This is a genomic window from Vibrio sp. 10N.222.52.B12 (assembly GCF_002875385.1).
Classification (GTDB): Bacteria; Pseudomonadota; Gammaproteobacteria; order Enterobacterales; family Vibrionaceae; genus Vibrio; species Vibrio jasicida.
Genome location: NZ_MDAW01000036.1, coordinates 16,438 through 38,741, shown reverse-complemented (window position 1 = coordinate 38,741; position 22,304 = coordinate 16,438). Strand labels below are relative to the sequence as shown.

At 44.6% G+C, this 22,304-nt stretch carries 23 protein-coding genes; 21 read left to right on the top strand and 2 right to left on the bottom strand.

The features are described 5' to 3' along the window. The first annotated feature begins 299 nt into the window (after positions 1 to 299). The 15 genes from nrfB to BCT11_RS02155 all read left to right on the top strand — a co-directional run bounded on the left by nrfB (position 300) and on the right by BCT11_RS02155 (position 14,811). Positions 300 to 902 carry a cytochrome c nitrite reductase pentaheme subunit gene (nrfB, locus tag BCT11_RS02225; protein ID WP_039977596.1) on the top strand — a complete coding sequence of 201 codons (603 nt, stop codon included), beginning with the start codon at positions 300 to 302 and terminating at the stop codon, positions 900 to 902. Position 903: 1 nt separating this feature from the next. Beyond that, a complete protein-coding gene (gene nrfC, locus BCT11_RS02220) occupies positions 904 to 1,590 on the top strand; it encodes a cytochrome c nitrite reductase Fe-S protein (RefSeq protein ID WP_039977595.1) in 687 nt (228 codons plus the stop codon). Continuing rightward, the gene (gene nrfD, locus BCT11_RS02215) at positions 1,587 to 2,558 is read left to right on the top strand and encodes a cytochrome c nitrite reductase subunit NrfD (protein ID WP_042605896.1); all 972 of its coding nucleotides are present in this window, start codon (positions 1,587 to 1,589) and stop codon (positions 2,556 to 2,558) included. Before nrfC ends, nrfD begins: the two co-directional genes overlap by 4 nt. 9 nt (positions 2,559 to 2,567) lie before the next feature. Then, positions 2,568 to 4,475, top strand: coding sequence for a heme lyase NrfEFG subunit NrfE (nrfE, locus tag BCT11_RS02210; protein ID WP_102386964.1), 1,908 nt, complete (start codon positions 2,568 to 2,570; stop codon positions 4,473 to 4,475). After that, a complete protein-coding gene (locus tag BCT11_RS02205) occupies positions 4,453 to 4,986 on the top strand; it encodes a DsbE family thiol:disulfide interchange protein (protein ID WP_038876074.1) in 534 nt (177 codons plus the stop codon). Before nrfE ends, BCT11_RS02205 begins: the two co-directional genes overlap by 23 nt. Then, positions 4,973 to 5,383 carry a heme lyase NrfEFG subunit NrfF gene (gene nrfF, locus BCT11_RS02200; RefSeq protein WP_102386963.1) on the top strand — a complete coding sequence of 137 codons (411 nt, stop codon included), beginning with the start codon at positions 4,973 to 4,975 and terminating at the stop codon, positions 5,381 to 5,383. The genes BCT11_RS02205 and nrfF overlap by 14 nt, the downstream gene beginning before the upstream one ends. Positions 5,384 to 5,527: 144 nt before the next feature. After that, complete coding sequence (locus BCT11_RS02195; protein ID WP_038871948.1) at positions 5,528 to 5,704, top strand: hypothetical protein; 177 nt, start codon at positions 5,528 to 5,530, stop codon at positions 5,702 to 5,704. A 227-nt stretch (positions 5,705 to 5,931) separates the two neighbouring features. Then, positions 5,932 to 6,579, top strand: coding sequence for a GTP cyclohydrolase II (gene ribA / locus BCT11_RS02190; RefSeq protein ID WP_196298756.1), 648 nt, complete (start codon positions 5,932 to 5,934; stop codon positions 6,577 to 6,579). Positions 6,580 to 6,754: 175 nt separating this feature from the next. After that, a complete protein-coding gene (locus BCT11_RS02185) occupies positions 6,755 to 8,017 on the top strand; it encodes an imelysin family protein (RefSeq protein ID WP_102386962.1) in 1,263 nt (420 codons plus the stop codon). 94 nt (positions 8,018 to 8,111) lie between these two features. Continuing rightward, complete coding sequence (locus BCT11_RS02180) at positions 8,112 to 9,494, top strand: di-heme oxidoredictase family protein (protein WP_061035863.1); 1,383 nt, start codon at positions 8,112 to 8,114, stop codon at positions 9,492 to 9,494. A gap of 10 nt (positions 9,495 to 9,504) precedes the next feature. Continuing rightward, positions 9,505 to 10,542 carry an imelysin family protein gene (locus BCT11_RS02175; protein ID WP_102386961.1) on the top strand — a complete coding sequence of 346 codons (1,038 nt, stop codon included), beginning with the start codon at positions 9,505 to 9,507 and terminating at the stop codon, positions 10,540 to 10,542. After that, positions 10,523 to 11,605, top strand: a complete 1,083-nt coding sequence (locus BCT11_RS02170) for a DUF1513 domain-containing protein (protein ID WP_102386960.1) — start codon at positions 10,523 to 10,525, stop codon at positions 11,603 to 11,605. The genes BCT11_RS02175 and BCT11_RS02170 overlap by 20 nt, the downstream gene beginning before the upstream one ends. A 104-nt stretch (positions 11,606 to 11,709) precedes the next feature. Further along, positions 11,710 to 13,302: a L,D-transpeptidase family protein gene (locus BCT11_RS02165; protein ID WP_038876084.1), complete on the top strand. Its 1,593-nt coding sequence runs from the start codon at positions 11,710 to 11,712 to the stop codon at positions 13,300 to 13,302. Between the two features lie 173 nt (positions 13,303 to 13,475). After that, on the top strand, positions 13,476 to 14,024 hold the full coding sequence (locus tag BCT11_RS02160) for a DUF882 domain-containing protein (protein ID WP_038871788.1): 549 nt from the start codon (positions 13,476 to 13,478) through the stop codon (positions 14,022 to 14,024). Positions 14,025 to 14,154: 130 nt separating this feature from the next. Then, the gene (locus tag BCT11_RS02155; protein ID WP_038876088.1) at positions 14,155 to 14,811 is read left to right on the top strand and encodes an MBL fold metallo-hydrolase; all 657 of its coding nucleotides are present in this window, start codon (positions 14,155 to 14,157) and stop codon (positions 14,809 to 14,811) included. Positions 14,812 to 14,836: 25 nt separating this feature from the next. Here the strand turns inward: BCT11_RS02155 and BCT11_RS02150 are convergent, their stop codons facing one another. After that, the gene (locus BCT11_RS02150; RefSeq protein WP_038876090.1) at positions 14,837 to 15,505 is read right to left on the bottom strand and encodes a DUF2982 domain-containing protein; all 669 of its coding nucleotides are present in this window, start codon (positions 15,503 to 15,505) and stop codon (positions 14,837 to 14,839) included. A 271-nt stretch (positions 15,506 to 15,776) separates the two neighbouring features. Between BCT11_RS02150 and BCT11_RS02145 the strand changes: the two genes are divergently transcribed. The 6 genes from BCT11_RS02145 to BCT11_RS02120 all read left to right on the top strand — a co-directional run bounded on the left by BCT11_RS02145 (position 15,777) and on the right by BCT11_RS02120 (position 21,764). Then, complete coding sequence (locus BCT11_RS02145; protein ID WP_038871782.1) at positions 15,777 to 16,166, top strand: MarR family transcriptional regulator; 390 nt, start codon at positions 15,777 to 15,779, stop codon at positions 16,164 to 16,166. A gap of 412 nt (positions 16,167 to 16,578) precedes the next feature. Continuing rightward, positions 16,579 to 17,673, top strand: a complete 1,095-nt coding sequence (locus BCT11_RS02140; protein WP_038871780.1) for a TRAP transporter substrate-binding protein — start codon at positions 16,579 to 16,581, stop codon at positions 17,671 to 17,673. Between the two features lie 131 nt (positions 17,674 to 17,804). Next, positions 17,805 to 18,344: a TRAP transporter small permease subunit gene (locus BCT11_RS02135; RefSeq protein ID WP_038876092.1), complete on the top strand. Its 540-nt coding sequence runs from the start codon at positions 17,805 to 17,807 to the stop codon at positions 18,342 to 18,344. A 12-nt stretch (positions 18,345 to 18,356) separates the two neighbouring features. Then, positions 18,357 to 19,643 (top strand): TRAP transporter large permease subunit, encoded by a 1,287-nt coding sequence (locus BCT11_RS02130; protein ID WP_042605902.1) that lies wholly within the window; start codon positions 18,357 to 18,359, stop codon positions 19,641 to 19,643. 134 nt (positions 19,644 to 19,777) lie between these two features. Then, positions 19,778 to 21,133, top strand: coding sequence for a cache domain-containing protein (locus BCT11_RS02125; protein WP_042602708.1), 1,356 nt, complete (start codon positions 19,778 to 19,780; stop codon positions 21,131 to 21,133). Beyond that, positions 21,126 to 21,764 (top strand): response regulator transcription factor, encoded by a 639-nt coding sequence (locus tag BCT11_RS02120; protein WP_038871772.1) that lies wholly within the window; start codon positions 21,126 to 21,128, stop codon positions 21,762 to 21,764. Before BCT11_RS02125 ends, BCT11_RS02120 begins: the two co-directional genes overlap by 8 nt. A gap of 56 nt (positions 21,765 to 21,820) precedes the next feature. On the opposite strand, the gene cosR is transcribed toward BCT11_RS02120, so the two are convergent. After that, positions 21,821 to 22,297, bottom strand: coding sequence for a MarR family transcriptional regulator CosR (cosR, locus tag BCT11_RS02115; RefSeq protein WP_038871769.1), 477 nt, complete (start codon positions 22,295 to 22,297; stop codon positions 21,821 to 21,823). Positions 22,298 to 22,304 lie beyond the last annotated feature (7 nt).

Here is a 22,304-nt window from a genome sequence, read left to right as displayed (position 1 = left end):
TCTCAATCATGTTTGAATTTATATAACCCTAAAGGGGTAGTCATCAATGCTTTGTTTGATAAGGGGTTAGCTTTTTAACCATTTTAAAAATAGGGTGATTAAGCTCGCTTTTTGAACGGTTGTCTCTACCTCTTATGAATAATAGAGGTATTATAAATATAGGTTTAGCGTTGTGGCTTTCTGAAATAAGAATTGATGTCATTTGAAGATGTTAAAAATATCTTCAGAGGAAATTAATTGTCGCTCAAATAAATAATTGAGAATAATTATCACTTATTTAAGAGCTAAGGAAAGAAAATATGGGCAATATAAAATTGGCCATAGAGACAATGTTGAAACTTCTCTTCATCTTTGCCGTCTATGGTTTTTCCATCGCCGCCCATGCGACTTCTTCAGAGCCAGTTGAAGGTGCTCAAACCGAGCGCCATCAAGTCGAATTAATCCGTGACAGAGACTATAAATGTCTCCAGTGTCATAAGGACGCCAAAGATACTCTGAATCTATCGCATGACCCGCAAGCTCTATTAAGCCAGGGCAAACAGCTCAACTGCACGAATTGTCATAGTAATATCGGACCCGATCACCGTGAAGGTGCTTCGGAGGTGATTAAGTTCTCCGCAGCACAATCTAAAGCCGTTCACGATAAAGTCTTTCTTGATCCAAGTTTAATCCTTAAAGCCAATAGTCAATGTGTGGATTGTCATACACCGTTGAAGTTACGTGAAAGTCACTGGACGCATGATGTACACGCGAAAAACCTGACGTGTTCAAATTGTCATGATGTGCATGCTGCGAAAGCCAAAGCGCTGGCATACGACCGTAAAGAACTGATTAAGCAATGTGTCGACTGTCACTCTGAATTTGCCATCGAGCCTGAACTCGCAAAAGAGGAGGAGAGATAGCATGAAATGTTCTAGAAGAAATTTCTTAGCCGGTAGCGGCGCACTGATTTTGACCACAGGCGTTGCAGGCACTTCCGTTGTGAGCTCTTCTCTTTATGCCAGTGACAGTGAGCGAGCTAAACGTTTAGGTATGGTACACGATGAAACGGCTTGTATTGGTTGCACCGCGTGTACTGATGCGTGTCGTGAAGTGAATAATGTTCCGGAAGGTGTGACTCGTCTTAAAATTCATCGAGGAGAGCCGATAGGGGAATTCCCTGATGTGGAATACCAATTCACTCGTGAATCTTGCCAGCACTGTGATAACCCACCTTGTGTGTATGTTTGTCCAACAGGTGCTGCATATAAAGACGAAACGACAGGCATCGTCGATGTGCACAAAGAGAAATGTGTCGGCTGTGGTTATTGCTTAGCGGCCTGCCCTTACCAAGTGCGCTTTTTCAACCCTGTTGACCACTCTGCAGATAAATGTAATTTCTGTCGCGATACCAATTTAGCGCAAGGTAAACAGCCAGCTTGTGTGGAGTCTTGTCCGACGAAGGCACTGATATTTGGTGATTTGAACGATCCGACGAGTGAAGTGAGCAAAGCGATAGAAGGCCACGTTGTTTACCGGGATAAATCGCACCTAGGTACGCAACCTAAGCTGTATAAAATTCCGCATAGCAAAGGGGAGGTGTCATCATGAACGGCTTTGAAAGTGCTTTCCACTTTGACTCGTTAGTCTGGGATTGGATTATCGCGATCTATTTGTTCTTAGCGGGTATGTCCGCTGGTGCGGTGATGATTGCCATCTATCTAAAACGTAAAGTCATCGAGGGTGACCCAGCAAATAACGGCATCATGAAGGCCATGGCTTGGTTGGCGCCATTTGGTATCATTGCTGGTTTGGTTATTCTGATTTTCCACCTAACTAAACCGCTAGAGTTTTGGAAGATCATGATTTACTACAATCCGACTTCCGTGATGTCGATGGGCGTTATCCTGTTCCAAGTGTACATGATTGTGTTGTTTGCCTGGATCGGCGTAATTTTCCGCCATCCTATCATCAACTTCTGTGAAGGAAAGCTGCCAAGTAAGCTACTGGACTTTGTTGATGGTCTGCTTATTAAGTTAGGTAAAGGCAACAACGCCATAGAACTTTTTCTGGGATTTTTAGCGATAGTCTTAGCTGCATACACCGGCTTCTTACTGTCTGCATTGAAGACCTACCCAATGCTTAACAACCCAGTGCTGCCTATTTTATTCTTGTTCTCGAGCTTGTCTTCTGGCGCAGCGGCTTGCTTGATGTTCGGAATTCTCGTCTTTAAAGAACCGACTAGCAGCCCGAGCGTGTCTTGGGTTCACGGGTTTGAACGCCCAGTGGTGTTGTTCGAATTGTTCGTATTGGTGACATTTTTCACGGGCTTAATCTTCAGTGGAGGGCAAAATGAAGCAGCTGCGTGGAACGCGATATCCAGTGGCTTTTGGGCGCAGTGGTTCTGGGTTGGTGTAGTACTAATAGGTATGCTAACACCTCTTACCATGAACTGGCTGATACCTTCAGAAGTGCGCCATAAAGGCAGTTATGTCTTTGTCGTTACCACTTTGAGCTTGGTCGGTGTACTCATGCTACGTACGTTCATCCTTTATGCAGGCCAAATGACGGTTGTATAAGGAGGTAAAATGGAAGCTGAATTGGGGTTTTTCTTACTGGTATTGGTGGTCATGGCGTCCAGCAGCGCAGCATTGTTGCACTGGTTTCGACGTGCTATCGGAAAGAACGTGGCGTTAACACATCAAATTGCCACGTCGCACATCATCAGTTTAGCTTCCGTTATCTGTCTATTGCTTCTTGTTCTTTGTTTCATTAAAGACAACTTCGCTCTTGAATATGTCATAGCTCACTCTAATAGCCATTTGCCAGTCGCTTTTAAGGTTGCTGCCGCATGGGGAGGGCATCAAGGCTCGATGCTGTTTTGGGTGGTAACGCTTAGCGTGTGGGCGTCATTTATTGCGTTCAAATCTCCTATTAGTACGCAATATACAGGTGACTGCTTAGGCATCATGAACGTGTTAATAGCCGTCTTTGCGTGGTTCACATTAACAACTTCTAACCCCTTTGAATACGCTCAAGTCCTAGCTACAGAAGGACGAGACTTGAATCCGATGTTGCAAGACATTGGGCTTATTATTCATCCACCACTGCTTTATTTAGGTTATGTCGGTTATGCCGCGATATTGGCCTTTGCTTTAGCTGCTTTGCTGGGTAAATGTCCTCTGAGTGAATGGTACGGGATTGCTCGTCGTGCCGCTTTCTTTGCTTGGGGGACACTCACTGTCGGTATTTTGGTTGGCTCTTGGTGGGCTTACAACGAGTTAGGGTGGGGCGGTTGGTGGTTCTGGGACCCAGTAGAGAACGCTTCATTATTACCATGGTTAACCGGAACCGCACTGTTACACAGCGGAGTTCTAGCTCAAAGACATAAAAGTGCTCTATGGAGTACCTATGCGTTGGCATTTGCGACTTTTAGTTTGAGTATTTTGGGAACATTCATTGTGCGCTCTGGGGTTCTTACCTCGGTGCATGCTTTTGCGGTTGATCCAACCAAAGGCTTATTACTGCTGGCGGTGTTGAGTCTGTTGCTCGTGGTCACTTTTGGGATACTTATCGTTCGAGGTGACGGCATCAAAGCTATTAAGCTAGTTTCTCTTCTTAGCCGAGCATACTTGACTTACGTTGCGATAGGCTTGTTCGTCATTACTACAGCGATTGTTTTCTTGGGTACGTTCTACCCGATGGTCTACCAACTGTTAGGACTTGGTAATATTTCCGTTGGTGCTCCTTACTTCAACAGCTTGCTATTCCCATTGTCATTATTAGCATTGGGCGTAATGGCGATTATTCCTTTGCTCAGTTGGCAAAAGGGAGCGGATAAAAATGCTTTTATCTTTGCCTTGATTGCTATGTTGGCAGTGGTGAGCTCTGCTTTCGTGTTTGTTTTCTCGGTTGAAAGCGTGCGTACAACCAGTTTGATCACGATTATGTTAGCGGTGTGGGTTGTGGTCGCCCATTTTTTGCTGATATTAACGTCTGAGACTAAGGTGACGCCGGTTCCTATGGTAATGGCACATATTGGTTTTGCCCTCGCCGCAACTGGGGCGGTGATAAACAGTGACTATTCTTATGAATATCATTTGCGAGTTGAGCCTGAGAGCTCGCACCAACGTTCAGACGTGAGTATTGATTATCATGGCATTGAGTGGGTAATTGGTCCAAATTACACCGCAGAACGAGCGAGTATTTATCTTCATTTGGAAGATGGTCGTACCTTGTCCCTTCAACCGGAAAAACGCCATTATCCAGTTCGAGTTATGAATATGACCGAGCCAGCCATTCGTTCATTGTGGCATGGAGACTACTATGTCACGCTAGGCGATAAAGTAGATTCCAATGCCTATGCAATTAAACTTCAGTATCGAGCCGGTATCTGGTGGATTTGGAGTGGTGGGCTAATCGCAGTATTTGGTGCGTTAATGACACTCGCGAACAAAAGAAAAAAGGTGGCACATGGTGTCGAAGAATACGCTTAAGTTGTTATTTCTTGTTAGCGTTGTGGCTTTGTTTGCTGCTCTTACGGCAACCGCTCTGTCTGACAGGCCCAATGTTGAATTGTCTGAGCAGCGCAAGTTGGTGATTCCTAGCTTTACCTCGATATCATTGCTTTCTGAAAAGGAAGTAAACCAAACCGTGTTTAAAAGCGAAGGTTATAAATTGCTGAATATTTGGGCTTCTTGGTGTGGAATATGCAAGAGTGAGCACGATGAATTACTTCTATTAGCAGAGCAGGGTGTACCCATCATTGGTTTGAATTATCGAGACCAAAAACAAGCTGCTCGTGAATATTTGAGCTTTAAACGAAATCCATATAAAGAGGTGATCAGTGATCCCAATGGAAAGCTTGCTGTTGAACTTGGTGTAATAGGTACACCAGAAACTTACTTGATTGATCAAAATGGAATCGTGTTGATCAAATATCGTGGAGAGCTCACTAAAGATAAATGGAATGATATATTTTCGGAGTATTTTGATGTTTCGATTTAATTATCTACTCGCCTGTTTGTTGGCTTTTACGTTATTTTCATCTTTAGTGAAAGCGGAAGACATTAAGCAGAATGTTGATCTATTTCAGTTTCATTCTGTTGAAGTGCAACAACAGGCAACCGCTCTAGCCAAGACATTACGCTGTCCTCAATGCCAAAATCAAAACCTTGTTGAATCAAATGCCCCAGCGGCAAAAGACTTACGTTTAAAGGTCTACACGATGGTGAATGAGGGGAGTAGTGAACAAGCGGTCAAAGAATATTTAGTTGCAAGATATGGGAATATTGTTCTTTATCAGCCGCCGTTTAATTATTCCACAGCATTGTTGTGGATCTTTCCTGCGCTATTTTTGATCTTTTTTGTCTTATATTCGATCCGAATGACAAAACGTAATTAATGTGATGATAATTCCACTATTAAAAATAAATTGTGCACATAACAAGCAGAATGTTATCATTTTGCAGAATTTATGAAGGCTCCAGTGAATAGCAGACCATAAAAATGAGCTGGAGAAATAATAAAAGAACGAAAGGTGTACGCAGTGGATTCAGTTATATCGCAATTAAAAAAGGACTTTTATTCGCAGATTCGTGCATTGCAGTCACCGAAGCTGCCACAAGTCACTTCGTCTCTCGCCGTCTTAACCGACGAGGAAATTCAAGAACTCGAAGCCGTTTGGATTGAGCTCGCTGTATGGAAGCGAAGCCAAACTCATTAAACCGATTCAAACTTAGCGACTTTAAACCCTAGGCAAATTTGTCTGGGGTTTTTTTATTGTAGTTAGCTGTAAATGTTATACTATAACAAATGTAAAGTCGGCAGTTGGGGATCATTTTCGCTATGAATTCTCGCTGTTGCTAGAATAAGAGTACGCCTCGTTGTGATCTCAACATTGAAAAATGCGGTATCAATCCCCATAGTTGAAGAGCAAATGAGAGCAATCCCATGAATGCGATAACGAAAATGCATCAAGCAATAAATCGAGTGAGTGTAGATATGGCGGAAGTACGTGCCAGAGTAGATTTTAAAGTCGGGGCTAACAGCAACATAGATGCCGAAATCCTGTCTTTCCATGGCCTAAAGACAGATAAAGAGCATGTAGCAATTATCTTTAAACAAGCGGATCAAACGCAGGATATGCCTTTAGTGCGTATGCACTCTGAGTGTCTGACTGGCGATGTGTTCCACTCTTCACGCTGTGACTGCGGTGAGCAACTAGAAGAGACCATCAATCGAATGGGCGAATCAGGTGGCATTATCCTATACCTACGTCAAGAAGGCCGCGGTATCGGTCTTTATAACAAGATTGATGCATACCGTCTTCAAAGTCAGGGCATGAATACCTACGAAGCGAATAATCATTTAGGTTTCGATGATGACCTGCGTGACTTCACAGAAGCAGCACAAATGCTAGAAGCATTGGGTGTTAGCAAGATTCGTTTGGTAACGAATAATCCTAAGAAGATCCGTGAGTTATCGGAATACGGAATCGAAATTTCAGAAGTTGTCAACACTTCTGCACACATCAAAGATGGCAATGAAAATTACCTGAAGGCAAAAGTTTCTCACGGGAAACACAACCTAAAGGTTTAATTATAAAGATAAAATTGACAATAAAGCACGTGAAAAGCCTCATTATTATGAGGCTTTTTTTGTATCTGGAGTTGCAAATAAATTGTAAATTTGTATTATCTCGGGACTAAAGTGCAAATAAGAATAATTAGCACTACCAATACGATAATTAAAATGCTCAACAAGGATGCTTCAGATGAATGCAAAAAAAGTTTTAGTCCAATCTATTGCTGCATCACTCCTCATTGCCAGTGGTTCTACCGTTGCTGCTACAGTAACTAAACAACAAGTTGTCGAACATTACGCGGACGTTGCCCATGCTGTGTTTGCTGATTCAGTAACAACAGCGAAAGCGCTGGATGTAAAAATCGACGAATTCCTAAAATCACCATCAGCGAAAAAGCTTGAAGAAGTAAAACAAGCTTGGCTCGATTCTCGCGTTCCTTACCAACAGTCTGAAGTTTTCCGTTTTGGTAACGCAGTCGTTGATGATTGGGAAGGCCAGCTAAATGCATGGCCACTGGATGAAGGGCTGATCGATTACGTTGCGACAGATTACCAATACGAATTAGGCAACGAAGGCGCCTCTGCTAACATTATTGCCAATACAAGCCTACAGATTGGTGCGTCTAAACTCGATGTATCAAAAATTACACCAGAATTAATTGCGGACTTGAACGAAGTTGGCGGCTCGGAAGCAAACGTGGCTTCTGGTTACCACGCGATTGAGTTCTTATTATGGGGCCAAGACTTAAACGGCACTAACGCAGGTGCTGGTCAACGTGCTTACACAGATTTTGTTGTGGGATCTGAATGTACTAACGGTCACTGTGACCGTCGCGGCGAGTATCTAAAAGCCGCTGCTGATCTGCTAGTTCAAGACCTTGAGTGGATGGAAAAACAGTGGTCTGCAGAATTGAAAGGCAACTACCGCGAAGAGCTACTTGCTGGCTCGGCTGAAAATGGTCTACGCAAAATGCTATTCGGTATGGGTTCTCTTTCTCTAGGTGAGCTGGCGGGTGAGCGTATGAAGGTGGCACTAGAAGCGAACTCGACAGAAGACGAGCACGATTGTTTCTCAGATAACACGCATAACTCTCACTACTACAATGAGCAAGGTATCTACAACGTTTACACTGGTACCTACAAAGGTGTAAACGGTAAAGAATTGTCTGGTCCAAGTATCGCTGATCTTGTTGCTCAAAAAGATCAAAAAGCAGCGAAAGAGATCCAAAAGCAGTTTGACATGACTCGTAGCCAAGTTGGTGAATTAGTAACGTCTGCTGAGAAGAACAACCAGCACTTCGATCAATTGATTGCAGCGGGCAACGCACAAGGCAACGCGCTGGTAAACGACACCATCATGTCGTTGGTAGCCCAGACCGGTGCGATTGAGCGAGCGGCAAACATTGTCGGCATCGACAGCCTAAGCCCTGATACTGCTGACCACGAGTTTTAATCGTTCATAACCATAATAAATAAGGGCTCTTTGTGAGCCCTTTTGCCGTTTGAGCTCGTTGTTATCACCCTTGTTGTATATGTAGAGCAATGATATGAAGCCATACCTAATTTCTGCGCTAGCCGCGCTCCTTTCTTCTTCTGCCATGGCTTACGATGTTAAGTCTGGTGGCAAAACCAGTGTTAAAAAAGACGGCGCGAATGCTTATTCTCTTCCTGCTGCCAACTTGCCGATGAGTAAGCGCCTCGATTTCAGTGTAGGTAACAGCTTTTTTCGTAACCCTTGGGTACAAGCGCCAGCGTCAACAGATGCTCGTGATGGCTTAGGCCCGCTTTTTAACACTAATGGTTGTCAGAACTGTCACATCAAAGATGGCCGTGGTCATCCACCAGAAAAAGACGATTTACATGCGGTGTCTATGCTGGTGCGCTTAAGCATTCCTGCAATGACCCCAGAACAAAAGAAAGCGTTCATCAAAGACGGCGGAATCCCTGAACCAACATACGGCGGCCAGTTACAAGATTTCGCACTCCAAGACCAAAAACCAGAAGGAAAAATCGACATTACCTATACCGATGTTCCGGTGCAGTTTAAAGATGGAACGACAGTCGTTTTGAGAAAACCAAACCTGAAAATTACCGAATTAGGCTATGGTGACATGCACCCAGATACGGAATTTTCCGCGCGTGTTGCGCCGCCAATGATCGGTCTTGGTTTGTTGGAGAGTATTCCTGACGAAACGCTACTTACTTGGGCTGATGAGCAAGATGCCAACAAAGATGGTATCTCAGGCAAAGTAAATAAGGTGTGGGACATTGAGAAGGGTGACTTCTCAATTGGTCGTTTTGGATGGAAAGCAGGACAACCGACGTTGATGCAGCAAAATGCGGCGGCATTCAATGGCGATGTGGGTTTGACAAGCCATTTATTCCCGAACGAAAACTGCACCTCGAAGCAAAGCATTTGTGACGATATGCCAAATGGCGGCAAACCAGAAGTGAGTGAAAATATTCTCGACTTCGTTGAGTTTTACAGCCAGCACTTGGCGGTGCCGATTCGTCGCAATGTCAAGGATCCGAAAGTGCAACTAGGACAGCAGATCTTTGCATCATCGGGTTGTGAAAGCTGCCATAAGACCAGTGTAAAAACGGCGAAACGACCTGAATTGCCAGCGCTTTCTAAGCAGCTTATCCACCCATACTCAGACATGCTTCTGCATGACATGGGTGAAGGCTTAGCCGATAACCGCCCGGAATACTTAGCAAACGGCCGTGAGTGGCGAACTGCGCCTTTATGGGGCATTGGTTATACCGAAGAAGTAAACGGTCACACGTACTTCTTACATGATGGCCGTGCTCGTAACCTAATGGAAGCGGTGTTGTGGCATGGCGGTGAAGCTGAAACGGCAAAACAAAACGTCTTAGCACTGAACAAAAAAGAACGAGATGCATTGATTGCGTTTCTGAATTCTCTATAAGGAAGCAACCATGAAAAAAACACTGTTAGTGAGTGCGATTACCGCAACGTTAAGTTTGGTTGGTTGCCAATCGACCATTAGTTCGAGCTCTGCAAAGCCTGAGAGTACAAGTCATATTTCTCAAAGCGTGTACGAGGTCGAGTTTCAATCAGCTCAGACGTTTTTAGCGCAAAGCACAGAACTTGAACAACGTTTCGCAGATTATTGCGCATCAGAGTCGAAAAATGATGCTCAAGTAAAGCAGCAATGGCACCAAACCATGCTGTCTTGGATGTCACTTCAAGGCCAAGAGCGCGGTCCTGCTACGGCATTAGAGCAAAGTTGGAATGTTCAGTTTTGGCCAGATAAAAAGAACACCACTGGACGTAAAATGTCGGTACTGACGAAATCTGAACAAGAATGGACATCAGAGCAGATTGCGACACAAAGCGTTACTGTGCAGGGTCTGGGGGCGTTGGAATGGTTGATTTACGACAATGCATCGACACTTTCTACCAATAACAATACTTGTGCAACTGGCGTTGCGATTGCTGAAAACTTGCATGAGAAAGCACAGATCATCGCAGATTCTTGGGCAGAAAATCCATGGAATTCATTAGAGATGGCGGAATGGGAGTCAGAGTACATTTCTCTTCTGTCGAATCAGCTTGAATACAGCATGAAGAAGCTCAGTCGACCACTAGCGAAGATTGGTAAGCCTCGCCCGTATTTTTCAGAATCGTGGCGTTCAGAGACCTCGCTTTCAAACTTAAAAGCCAACCTTCAAGGGATGGAAGCGTTGTACTTTGCTAACGGAAATGGTCTAGATGCGCTACTGAGAGAGCAAGGCCATGCAGATCTCGCAGACCGTGTCGTTCATCAGTTTGAAATGGCGTTAGAAACTTGGCCAGAAGATAAAAGCTTATTTGCTGCACTACAAACAAAAGAAGGCTATCGCATGGTGCTCGCTCAATACAATAAGCTAGAGCAATTGAAGTACTTGATCCACGAAGAAGTGGCGATCGAACTTGGTGTCGTAATAGGATTCAATGCTACCGATGGTGACTGATCAAACCCGCCGCACATTATTAAAGGCCGCTCTGTTTGGAGCGGCAGCGCCCGTTATGCCATTTGGTTGTGCTTCGACAACATCGCGAGAGCCTGCATTGATTGGCTGTTCAATCATAGGCCGAGATAAGTTTGCAGCTGTCGTCGCTGATGAACACGGTATGCCGATTACGACATTGCCGATCCCAGAGCGTGGTCATGGTGTGGCGACAAACCCACAAGGTCATGCCGTGGTTTTTGGCCGCCGACCTGGTACTTTCTTCATGGTGTTTGACTATCGCTCAGAGCAGATGATCAAACTGCAGCTAGCAAAACCGAATCGCCATTTCTATGGTCATGGCGTTTACTCCCATGATGGCACGTTGCTATTTGCCACAGAAGGGGAGAGGGGGACAAGTCGTGGGATCATTGGTGTTTATGATGTGCAAAAGCAATATCAAAAGATCGATGAGTTAACGGGCTTTGGCCTTGGGCCTCATGAAGTGATCATGATGCCGGACGGCGCATTAGCGATTGGAGTCGGTGGAGTACACACCAACGGTCGTGAACCGTTAAACCTCGACAATATGGCACCTAGATTGAGCTACCTCTCGCAAGATGGCGAGTTATTGGATCAGGTTTCTTTACCAGATCATAAGCTAAGTATTCGCCATTTAGCTCATGATGGCGCGGAAACCGTGCTTTGTGGTCAGCAATATCGTGGCGAACCGGACGAGTATCCAGCCTTGATCGCCATGCACACGCGTGGTGGTGAAATGCAAGATCTTCAAGCTGAGCCTGAAGAGTGGGCCCGATTCAATCACTATGTGGCGAGTATTGCTGCGACAGATGAATGGATTTTAGCGACTTCTCCCCCTGGTAGTTGTTATGGAATCTGGTCTAAATCTACCGGCAAGTTGGTTGAGCTTAATGCCTTGCCGGATGCGTCTGGCGTCGTGATTTATGGCGATGAATTTCGAGTGAGTTCGGGTGCAGGAAAAGTGGTTGAGCAACGGCCATTAGAGTCAAAAAAAAGCTTCTCTAGCGGCATCCAATGGGATAACCATTGGTCGCGAATTATCTAGAAAGATCATGACTTAATTGCTTATTGAGAAATTTGTTGTCGATTTCATCTTCAGATTCTTAATTTTAAAGCTGCAACCCGTGAGATATTTGCCATACTTTTTTTATGGCAAACAACGGAAGGATCGATTCAGTGATTGCTAGATTCCTTATAATAACGGCACTTATGGTGCCGTTTTGCAGCTTTTCTACTGTAGTTTCTCTCGATGCTTCTGCACAAACAGAGCAAGAAGGGGCAGTTGCTCAGCTGTCAGTCGAGAAGATGATCCATTACCCAGAAGTGATTGATCAACTTTACCAAAGCACCAATTACCGCCTGAATTGGGAAAATGACAGTGATGTCGATCGATTAGTGTTCCAGATGAATTTGGTGGCACTAGCAGACGTAACTCAAGAGTTTGACGATCAGCTTCGTCGTATCGAACAAGTTAGAGCACAAGGTGATAAGCTTGACTTCGATCTTGTGATGACGGACTCATTGCTCATGTATCTTAGTTACCTTGAGCAAGTGCCTGAAGAAGGCATCAATTGGTTGTTCGCAAACAAAGACCACATCAAGCTTCCTGCTCCGAGCATTGAAACCCTTTCTCTGTTGAGTAATGAAATCACTGTCGGAAAGATGGGCCAATTTCTTGATGGTCTTCGTTCCCCCCTACAAATGGATGAGTCGTTTAACACGGCATTTGCGTCCTTGTCGACGTACGCCAAATTTGAGTTCCCTTTGTATCAACAAGATCAACGCTTGGCGAAAGTGGGTGACGACTTGTTTGATAAAGCAAGTTTGATTGCACGAATGCAAATTGTCGGTGTTGACGTAGGACATTTGGAGACAGAAACAACACTTTACGATGAAAATCTAGAGCTTGCAGTCAAAGAGTTTCAGCGTATTCATGGCCTAAAACAAGACGGTGTGATTGGTCCAAACACGCTTCGTTGGATTAATTTTTCGCCACAACAACGTTTACATTCATTAGCGTTAAATGCTGAGCGCTCTCGTATTTGGGCAAAAGAGCGTGACAATGTCGTATTTGTTAATGTGCCTGGGTATGAGGTCACTTATTGGCATGATGGCCAAGCTCTGTTTGAATCGAAGGTAGTGGTTGGGCGAGCGTCACGTAAGACACCAATCATGACGGGGACGTTAGATTCCGTCATTCTTAATCCTACATGGAACGTGCCTTGGAAAATCATGGTGAAAGACATCATTCCTAAGGTGAAGCGTAATCCAATGTACCTGATGGAACACAACATTCAGATTATTCGCTCTTGGACATCGCGTGAGATCATCGACCCTACGACGATCAACTGGGCAACCGTAAATCCAAGAACGTTCCCTTACCGCATGCGACAGTCTTCTGGTGCGCACAACGCATTGGGTCTGTACAAATTCAACATGCCTAATCCACAAGCGATTTACTTGCACGATACGCCAAGTAAAAACTTGTTCCAGCAAGATCGACGGGCTTATAGTTCAGGTTGTGTGAGAGTAGAGAATGCCGATCAATTAGCAGAATTGCTGTTCAAAACTCAAGGCTTAGAAGAGCGGTTAGCTAAGAAGCGTCAAAGCTCACGTCGTTCAAATAACTCCGTACCATTGAGTGAACGCATTCAAGTGCATATCATTTATCAAACGGCATGGTTAGAAGAGGGTGTGCTTTACTATCGTGATGACATTTATCAATACGATCATCAAGGGTGAGATTCGTTCTCAATTTAAAAAAATTTACAATTCATAAAATCTGTTTGCTGTTCAATAAGTAAACAAGAATTCCAGCCTAAATGTGACAAGCCGGACCAATTTATGCATTTGACGCGCTAAATTGGTTTCGGTAATGTCCGCTGCTTGTACAGTAAATGAGCAGTATCTTTTAAATGGTAAGTCGTAATTTTTCCCGTCGTGATTTTCTTAAAATGACCGCTGGTGGTGTGGTTGTCGCATCTGCAATGCCAAGTATCTCTTGGGCTGCGTTGCCTGATGAACCACGAGTACTCGCAATGAACAACTTAAACACAGGTGAGTTGCTAGAGTCCTGCTACTTCGATGGTAAAGGTTATGTGGATGAAGAGTTGAAACGCTTGGATCAGTTCTGTCGCGATCATCGCCGTAACGAAGTGCACCCAATGGATCGACGCTTGTTCGACCAAATCAGCCAAATTCAAAAGTTAATTGGGACTGAGTCAGAAGTCATTGTGATTTCCGGCTATCGCTCTCCGGTAACCAATGCATCTTTACGTAATGGCTCTTCAGGTGTAGCGAAGAAAAGCATGCACATGGAAGGAAAGGCCATTGATTTCCGTTTAGATGGCGTGAAGCTCTCTACCGTGCGTGAAGCCGCGCTTAGCTTAAAAGCGGGTGGGGTTGGTTATTATCCACGCAGTAACTTTGTTCATATCGATACCGGAGCAGTACGTTCTTGGTAACACCTTATTGATACTCTATTTTTTGCGATAAATCGCCGTGAACAACCCGTCCCACAAAGCTTGAAGTCGCTTAGGGTTAGTGTCATAGTTGCGGCAGTTTTCATGCAAATTTATTCGGTATAGGTTATCTATGGCTCTGAAATACCAAGTTGTTCCAGTAACATCTTTCTCTCAAAACTGCTCTATCGTTTGGTGTGATGAAACCATGAAGGGGATTGTGGTTGATCCAGGTGGCGACGAGAAGCAACTAGCAATGTTAATCAAAGAACTGGGTGTTGACGTTGTGAATCTAGTATTGACCCATGGTCATTTGGACCATGTAGGTGGCACTGAGCCTTTGGCTGCTATGCTGGGCGGTACAGAGATTGTTGGTCCTCATAAAGCGGACAACTTCTGGTTGCAAGGCCTAGAAGGCCAAAGCCAAATGTTTGGTTTTCCTTTGACAGAGGCCTTTGAACCTCATCAGTGGCTGAATGAAGGTGACAAGGTCACTTTTGGTCAGCAAACCCTAAATGTCATCCACACGCCAGGCCATACTCCGGGCCACGTAGTGCTTTATAGCGAAGACGCGCGTTTGGCATTTGTCGGTGATGTTCTGTTTAACGGCAGTGTTGGTCGTACAGATTTCCCACAAGGTGATTTCAACACGCTTATTGGCTCGATCAAAGAGAAACTCTGGCCACTTGGTAACGACGTTACTTTCGTCCCAGGTCATGGTCCTCAATCGACTTTTGGTCATGAGCGTAAAACTAACCCGTTTGTCGCTGATGAGATGCCGCTATACTAGAGCATGCAGATTTAGCTCTCGTAAATTATGCATCTGGCTCGGCTGCCGCTAGGTACCGTCGAGCCAACCCTACAAACTCTTCCGCCTCTCTATCCAAATCACTGGCCGAAATAAACACATCATAGCCATAGAACTTCCTTTGATATCTCATTCTATTTGCTAGCATGGCTTGTAGGCCGTCGAATTGCATTCCGTCCTCATTGATGTAGGGAGCAGGGTCGAGCACCATGTCTTCGAACTTTGTCTCGCAGTTATTTTGTCTCGCTCCCAAATAGAGCAGTGCGCGTTGGCCCAATAAAATTTCAGTTGCGATACGTGGACATATCGCGTTGAGGTAGGGCGAGTAATGCTTGAGGCGTATGCCTATCCAAGGTAGTGGTTGATGCCACCCTTCTTGCTCATAAGTACACACACCAATGGAGTCGATATTCTTCCAACGGACGACCCATCCGCCTTTGAAAAGGTGCTGCTGAAAATGCGAAGCGGTCAAGGTATAAGATACTTGGCTCTTTTTAATCATCATGATTGCAAAGCCGATGATGATGGCCATCAGCACCACAGAGAGCATCGCTTGCTTCCAGCCAGGTGCAATTAGAACCAGAAACAAGGTAATCAGCACCACAAGGAGCATGATCAGTTTGTTCACTGGGGAGTTGGATTTGAAATGTGAGTTAGTCAGATGCAGCGTTTCCATGCTTTTAACCTCAATGAATAATGAGTCTGAGGTCTCTGATTTTGATTGCTCAACTTGTTGCTTATTAAGTGCAAAGAACCTCTGTTTTTATACCCAGTATTCAATAAATCCGTTCACAATTTATCTGATTAAATAGTAGACGTTCTATGCAGTGAGCGCATTTTTCATCGCGTTTCGCCGCTAAAACCTACAAATCGCTTGTGAATTTTGGTATAAAACGCGCTTCAAATTTTCATCCCTGCTGAGATGCAGTGAACTGGAGAAATATTCGATGAGACTTGCTCATAAGCGTAAGGTGCAGATGAAACTGCAAAAACGCATTAAAGCGACAGTAGCAAAAGTAGCTGCTGCACCTAAAGCGGCTAAGCCTGCTGTTGAAAAAGCAGCAGCACCTTCTGTTGCTGAGAAAGTTGTAGCTGAAAAGAAAGTAGCTGCAGCAAAAACGGTTGAGGTTGCACTTACTCCTAAGCAGCAACAAGTACTAGACATCGTTGTAGCAAATGCTGAAGGTATTAACCCTAAAGGTATTGGTCAAGCTGCAGGTCAAGAAGACACTAAAGCGGCATCATGGGCTACTGGCGCACTGAAGAAGCTTCTTGAAGAAAACCTAGTTCAAAAAGAGCAGTTAGCAGGTAACAAAGTTATCTATAAAGCAGTTTAATTACCGCTGTAATTCTGTTTTCTAATTAAATGCCTCGACATTGGTCGGGGTATTTTTTTACCTGCGATACGCTTAATAGAGTTTCTAATTGAGAATTCTAAAGATATAAAGCCGTCATTTGTCACATTTTTTTAAATACTGTGTAAATTCTTCTGCAGTCAGATACTTAAGTAGTTCCTTATTCTTATAATCCAGAATGCTAACTTAACTATCTGATTAATAGACTTTATAAAATTTAGCCATCATAAAGACTACGTATAACTACGTAATACTAATGGCTAAAGCCCGTTTCAAAGCACAAATTTGTGCGTGTTCATGCCCATTTCTTACTTCCATGTAATGTCCCATCTTCTATAGCGAATCCTTATGTAATGGATGACAACAATAACCTTGGTGACAAAGGACGTGAACGATGAGTCTTATCCAAAAATCTCTGAAACGAGTGCTCAAAGCGACAGCGATGGTTGCTGCTATGGCATTTTTAACTACTTCTGCTCATGCTGCTGACGACAAAGTTTATCGCTTAAAACTGGCGGAGACATGGGGGCCGAACTTCCCAATCTTTGGTGATGCGACTAAAAACATGGCGAAAATGGCAGAAGAAATGTCAAACGGGCGTTTGCAAATCCGTATTGACTCTGCGAACAAACATAAAGCACCACTTGGTGTGTTTGATATGGTGAAATCCGGTCAATACGACATGGGTCACTCGGCGTCCTATTACTGGAAAGGCAAAGTACCAAACACCCTTTACTTTACCTCTATGCCTTTCGGTATGTTGCCAACAGAACAATATGCATGGTTCTACTACGGTGGCGGTATGGAGTTGATGGAAAAAGTTTACTCCCCCCACAACCTATTATCTTTCCCTGGTGGTAACACGGATACCCAAATGGGTGGCTGGTTTCAGAAAGAAATCAAATCAGTCGATGACCTACAAGGTCTGAAAATGCGTATCCCGGGCTTTGCTGGTGAAATTCTTGCAGAACTGGGGGCGAAGCCTACCAATATCGCACCGGGTGAGCTGTACACTTCTCTTGAGCGTCGTACTATCGATGCATTGGAGTGGGTAGGTCCTTCTCTTGATTTACGTATGGGCTTCCACAAAATTGCGCCTTACTACTACACAGGTTGGCATGAGCCGGGCACTGAGCTGCAGTTCCTAGTGAACAAGCGTACTTGGGAACGTCTACCAGATGATTTGAAAGCGATCCTTCAAGTTGCGATGAAAGCCGCCGCGTACGACATGTACACTCAGTCTAAGCACGAGAGTGGTAAGAACTGGGCATCAATTCAATCAGAATACCCCGATGTTCAAGTCAAAGACTTTCCGCCGGAAGTTATCTCTGCGCTACGTGAAGCGAACGAACGTCTTCTAAAACAACATGCGGAAAAAGATGCATTGGCAAAAGAGATTCAAGAATCTCAAGCGAGCTATATTGAGCAAGTGCGTCCTTGGTCTGACATTTCTCACCGAGCTTACTTAAACAGCCAAGCTCAACAGTAACTTCAATATGCTGGCTGAATCTATTGGTTCTAGCCAGCTAGCGAAGCCCAAGAAAAACTTCTCTTAGAGAAGATCATAACAAGTGCTCCGCGAGCCAGCGGAGCCAATTCACACGTTCCATGGAGTTCGGAATGAGAAGCCTTATTTATATTGAGCGAATCTTTAACCGCTTCGGTGATTTTCTGGGGTGGTTATCCAGCATCCTATTTATATTGTTATTAGCGAACGTGGTGTACGACGTTGTCATGCGTTACGTGTTTAATGATGTCTCTATTGCCTTTCAAGAAATGGAATGGCACCTCTTTTCTGCGGTATTTTTACTCGGTGTTCCTTACGCGATTAAGTCCGGTGGTCACGTTCGAGTGGATATTTTCTATGAGCGTTTATCTTATAAAGCTCAATCCGTTATCGATCTCTTAGGCACACTCTTTTTCTTATTTCCTTTCTGTCTATTGGTAGCTTGGTACGGCATCGACTTTGCCAAAGAAAGTTATGCCTTGGGTGAAACATCGGGTGATCCTGGTGGCTTACCATATCGTTGGATTATCAAAGCAATGATCCCACTTTCTTTCTTGTTCATGGCAATCAGTGGTATGGGATTGCTGCTGCACTCCATCAACAAAATTGTTAACCCTCATCTTATCTATGCCGGTAATAACGGTAAGTCGTAAAAGGAATTCAGTATGATCGGTATAGTGATGTTTTTTGTCGCCTTGTTTGCGCTACTGCTCGGTTTTCCTGTTGCTTTTACTTTTGGCGGGATCGCATTAATTTTTGGCGTTTGGGCAGAAGGGATCGAGATGTTCGCCTTCATGCCATATCGCATTCAATCCATCATGGAAAACACGGTATTGATGGCTGTACCTCTCTTTGTCTTTATGGGGTTAGTATTACAAAAGACACGGTTAGCAGAGCAGTTGTTGGAATCCATGGGACGTCTATTTGGTGGCGTTCGTGGTGGCATTGCGATTTCTACCGTGCTAGTGGGGGCGTTATTGGCGGCATCGACCGGTGTGGTTGGAGCGTCTGTCGTCGCGATGGGTTTGATCTCTCTTCCCGTCATGCTCAAGTATAACTACGATAAAGGGTTAGCTTGCGGCACTATTTGCGCGTCGGGGACACTCGGCCAAATTATCCCACCTTCGATTGTATTAATTTTATTGGGCGATGTACTTGGTGTCCCAGTTGGCGATTTGTTCCAAGCTGCGGTGTGGCCGGGTATTGTGCTGGTGGGTGCTTATGTTATCTATATTCTGATTTACGCCAAACTTAACCCAGAAGCAGCCCGTCCTATTGATCGTGATGAATCGATCAGTCGCAAAGAGGAAGTGATCACCGCGCTGAAAGCTGTATTGCCGCCTTTAGCATTGATCATTGTGGTGCTGGGCTCTATTTTTGCGGGCATTGCGACGCCAACAGAATCTGCTGCACTCGGTGGTGCAGGTGCGATTGTGCTGTCACTGTTGTATAAACAGTTTAGCTGGTCGATGGTGTACGAAGCATCGAAAGAGACGGTAAAAGTCACAGCGATGGTTTTCGCGATTCTACTGGGTGCAACGGCATTCTCGATGGCATTTACCTACACGGGCGGTGACTACTTGGTAGAAGAGTGGATGCTAGAGCTTCCGGGAGAAAAGTGGGGCTTCTTGATCATCACCATGCTCGTGATTTTGATTCTCGGTTTCTTCATCGATTTCGTTGAGATTTGTTTCATTATTGTCCCAATCATTGCGCCTGTTGCTGAGCTCATGGGCATCAACATGACGTGGTTTGCGATTCTGATTGCTATGAACTTACAGACTTCATTCCTCACACCACCGTTTGGTTTTAGCTTGTTCTATCTGAAAGGGGTGGCGCCAGCAGGTGTGACAACACGAGATATTTATAAAGGGGTAATGCCGTTTATCGCGATTCAAATTGTTGTACTCGCCTCTCTGTTATTCTTCCCTGGTTTCTACGGCATGTCGTAATACGCATGCAGTGACACTAGCGTAGCAATGCAAAGGTGAAAGGCGAATTTGTGAGCTGAGAGTTTTTACCTTTTGAGACAAGTTGTTAAGCTGATTAGTCACTAAGCTAATCAGCGTTTCATTGGAGGAAAGGGATGCCTCTTAAAGCCAAACTTATCTTGCTGGCGTTGATCCCCGTGTTGTTGGTGTCCGCAAGCATCAGTTGGATTTCCATTTATCAAGCGAAGACGCTAGGTCAACGAGAGGTGGAAATCTTTCATCAAAGCTTGATTCAATCTAAAGAAGTCGCGTTGAAAGACACCGTTGATTTGGCTTTCGATGCGATTTCGCACATCTACAATGATCCCACCATAGAAGAGCATGCTGCCAAAGCACGAGTGAAAGCGATCCTCAATCGACTTCGCTACGGTTCCGATGGCTACTTCTTTGCCTACGATAAACACGGAACCAATTTAGTTCATCCTATTTTGCCCGATTTGGTTGGGCAGAACTTACTGCATATCCAAGATGAAAACGGCGACCACCTCATCGAAGCGTTGCTCTATCAGGCTCAGCTTGGAGGTGGCTTTCATCAATACCTTTGGCAGAAGCCTTCTACGGGGGAAGTCGTGCCTAAGTTGAGTTATGCCGCTTGGCTGGATAAGTGGGAGTGGATGATTGGCACAGGTTTGTATATAGAAGATGTCAGTCGCGAAGTGGCTAATATGCGCGCCGCTGTGAATCAAAATATCGAGACAACGTTTTTCACCGTGGTTGTCATTTTGGTGGTGACAGTCGCGGTCATCATTGTTCTAACTCTTGCAATCAACCTACATGAGCACAGGTTAGCCGATAAACATCTAAAAGAGCTCGCTCACAAGACGGTGATGTTCCAAGAGGACGAGAAGAAGCATTTAGCTAGAGAGTTGCATGATGGCATTAATCAGTTATTGGTTTCGAGTAAATGCCATTTAGATCTAATGGGGCATCGGATCGACGATGAAAAACTCAAATCACACCTCGATAAATCTCAGCGTTCGTTGATTACCGCAATCAATGAAGTTCGCCACATTTCCCATCAGTTGAGACCAAGTGCGTTGGATGACATTGGTCTTGAGGCGGCGCTATCAACCTTATTGCAAGATTTTCATTCGCATTCCGGTATTGATATCGACTGCCATTTTGATACCAACCATGTGAAGTTAAAATCCGAAGTAGCGACAACGTTGTATCGCGTTGCTCAAGAGTCGTTGAACAATATTGAGAAACACGCGAAGGCAAAAAAGGTCACGGTAATTTTGCAAAAAATGGGCAATATGCTGCAATTACTGATACGTGATGATGGTACGGGGTTCTTAGTTAACCAATCGGTTCATCGGCAAGGTATCGGATTGCGTAACATGCGTGAGCGGGTCGAATTCATTGGTGGTGAGTTTGAACTGATGAGTGAACCAAGGTTAGGGACAGAGATTACCGTTTTGTTAGATTTGGATGGATTAGTTTATGGATAAACCGATTAGTGTGGTGATTGTGGATGACCACCAAGTCGTGCTTGATGGCTTTATGGCACGCTTGGAGCTTGAGTCTGACATCAATGTTATCGGTACTGCGAGTAACGGGCTGGAAGCCATCGAAGTCGCTAAGTTACTTAACCCTGATGTCATCTTGATGGACATCAGTATGCCGATCATGAACGGTATCGAAGCCACGGGGGTGATTAAGGAGGAACGACCCGAGAGTAAAATCTTAATGCTTACCATGCATGACAATCGTGAATACATCATGAAGGTGATGCAAGCGGGTGCGGTCGGCTACATGCTTAAAGAAATCTCGGCAGAAAAAATGGTGCAAGCGATAAAAACCGTCAACCAAGGTTCAACATATTTTTGTGAATCGGTTACTCAAACATTATTTACACAAGATGTTGTACCTGCGGCACAAAAGCCGAACCCACTCAGTCGCCGTGAAGAAGCGGTATTGAAACTGGTGGCTCAGGGCAATAGCAGCAAAAAAATTGCTACGCTTTTAGATATTAGCTATCGAACGGTAGAAACGCACCGCCACAACATTAAGCACAAGTTGGATCTGCACTCGACAGCGGAATTGGCTAAATACGCGTTTGAGACTGGTTTGACAGAGTGATTTCTGGGTAGGAGAAAGCGCTCATCACTGGACGAATGAGCGCTAACAAAAGCATGTTATTCAGGTTTGGTGATGCTACCGATCTCTAGCATTGGTGCAACATCGATATCTTCCGCATTCATCATGGTAGAAATGCGCTGAACAGACGAAAGCAGCAAGCTTTGCTCCCATTCTTCCAGTTTTTGGAAGCGGCTGATGAAGTGCTCTTGAAGTGGCGTTGGCGCTTGTTTTAACGCTTCTTGTCCTTTTTCTGTTAGCACTGCATGCACTTTACGCTTGTCTTCCACACTACGGCGGCGTTCAACAAGCTGATTACGCTCTAAACGGTCTAAAATAGTGGTAGCGGTTGCCTGACTCATATTGGTGTGGCTAGACAGTTGCTTAATCGTGACATTGTCTAATTCACTAATGGCACGCATAAGAATCAGCTGTGGAGCCGTCAAACCAGACTCTTTGCTCAACTTTTTAGAATGTAAATCAATGGCGCGGATGATCTGACGAATCGAGACCAAGACTTCTTCGTACTTTTCCAATTTAGTA